General features: G+C 70.9%; 1 protein-coding gene. It reads right to left on the reverse strand.

Annotation, left to right across the window (positions count from 1 at the left end; all coding sequences use genetic code 11):
* Positions 1–50 precede the first annotated feature (50 nt).
* Positions 51–2,179, reverse strand: a 2,129-nt coding sequence (gene mfd, locus G6024_RS01960) for a transcription-repair coupling factor (RefSeq protein WP_159147800.1), incomplete at its 5' end; no start/stop codon positions are given.

A 2,179-nucleotide genomic window follows, 5' to 3' on the forward strand; every position in this document is an offset into this window, starting at 1 on the left:
CGCCGCGCCGCCCGGGTCCGCGTCTGAGTCGGGCCGCCCGCCGCCCGGGCTCATCGCGCGGGCACCGTCTCCGGCTGGATCACCGGGTTCGACCCCTCCGGATCCCCGGCCATCGCCGTGAGGAAGTCGGCGGCGTACTGCAGCATCTCGTCGTCGCGCGCCTTCTCCCCACCCGCACCGGCGCGGGCGCCGGCCGCCTTGGGCAGCGGGAGCAGCACGGTCTTCTGCGTGGCCCGGTACTGCGCGGCCGGGTACATGCGCTTGAGCCGCATCTGCTGCGAGTCCAGCAGGTCGAGCGGGCCGACGCGCAGGCGCGAGCCGGCCAGGACGATCTCGCGGACCCGGTACTTCTGCGCGACCAACCGCAGCCGCGAGACGGACACCACGCGGCGGGCCTCGGCGGGTAGCGGCCCGTAGCGGTCGAGCAACTCCTCGACCACGGCGTCGATGTCGGCGGCCTCCCGCGCCTGCGACAGCTTGCGGTACGCCTCGAGCCGGAGCCGGTCGCCGTCGACGTACTCCACGGGGATGTACGCGTCGACGGGCAGCTCGATGCGGATCTCGCCGACCTCCTCCTCGACCTCCACCTTCTCCCCGTCGGCGATCGCGCGGTACGCCTCCACCGCCTCGCCCACGAGACGGATGTAGAGGTCGAACCCGACGCCCGCGATGTGCCCCGACTGCTCGGCACCCAGAACGTTGCCGGCGCCGCGCAGCTCGAGGTCCTTCATCGCCACGGCCATGCCGGCGCCGAGGTCGTTGTTCTGCGCGATCGTCGCGAGCCGGTCGTACGCGGTCTCGGTGAGTGGCTTCTCCGGGTCGTACAGGAAGTAGGCGTACCCACGCTCACGTGACCGGCCCACGCGGCCTCGCAGCTGGTGCATCTGCGACAGGCCAAGCTGGTCGGAGCGGTCCACGATGAGCGTGTTGGCGTTGGAGATGTCCAGGCCCGTCTCGACGATGGTCGTACACACCAGCACGTCATAGTCGCGGTTCCAGAAGCCGCCGACCGTCTGCTCGAGCTGCTCCTCCCCCATCTGCCCGTGCGCCACCACGACGCGCGCCTCGGGCACCAGGTCGCGGATCTTCGCGGCGGTGGAGTCGATGGTCCGCACGCGGTTGTGGACGTAGAAGATCTGCCCCTCGCGCAGCAGCTCGCGCCGGATGGCGGCGGCGACGTGCTTGTCCGAGTGCGCGCCCACGTACGTCAGGACCGGCAGGCGCTCCTCGGGCGGGGTGAGGATCTGGCTCATCTCGCGGATGCCGGCCAGCGACATCTCCAGGGTGCGCGGGATCGGGGTGGCGGACATGGTGAGCACGTCCACGTGGGTGCGCAGGGACGTGATGTGCTCTTTGTGCTCCACGCCGAAGCGCTGCTCCTCGTCCACGATCACCAGGCCGAGGTTCTTCCACCTCACGCCCGTGGCGAGCAGCCGGTGTGTCCCGATCACCACGTCCACTGTCCCGTCCGCCAACCCGGCGAGGATCTTCTTGGCCTCGGCGTCGGAGGTGAAGCGGCTCAGTCCACGGATCGTCACGGGGAAGCCGGTCATGCGCTCGGCGAACGTGGCCAGGTGCTGCTGCGCGAGCAGCGTGGTCGGCACCAGCACCGCGACCTGGGTGCCGTCCTGCACGGCCTTGAACGCGGCGCGCACGGCGACCTCGGTCTTGCCGTAGCCGACGTCGCCCACCACCACGCGGTCCATGGGGGCGGTTTTCTCCATGTCGTGCTTGACGTCCTCGATCGCCGTGAGCTGGTCGACGGTCTCGGTGAAGGGGAACGCGTCCTCCATCTCGCGCTGCCACGGGGTGTCGGGGCCGAAGGCGCGCCCGGGCGCGGACTGCCGCTTGGCGTACAGCTGCACCAGCTCGGTCGCGATCTCGCGGACCGCCTTGCGGGCCTTGCGCTTGGTGTTCTGCCAGTCGGCGCCGCCCATCTTGGATAGCGTCGGGGCCTCGCCGCCGACGTAGCGGCTGAGCTGCCCGAGCGACTCCATCGGCACGTAGAGCCGGTCGCCGGCCGCGCCGCGCTTGCCGGGCGCGTACTCGATGACCAGGTACTCGCGCCGTGAGGAGCCGTCGCCGCCGCGCACCTGCCGCTCGACCATCTCCACGAACTTGCCGATGCCGTGCTGGTCGTGCACCACCCAGTCGCCGGCCTTCAGTGCCAGCGGGTCGA

The organism is Dietzia maris, assembly GCF_014144855.1.
Taxonomy (GTDB): domain Bacteria; phylum Actinomycetota; class Actinomycetes; order Mycobacteriales; family Mycobacteriaceae; genus Dietzia; species Dietzia kunjamensis.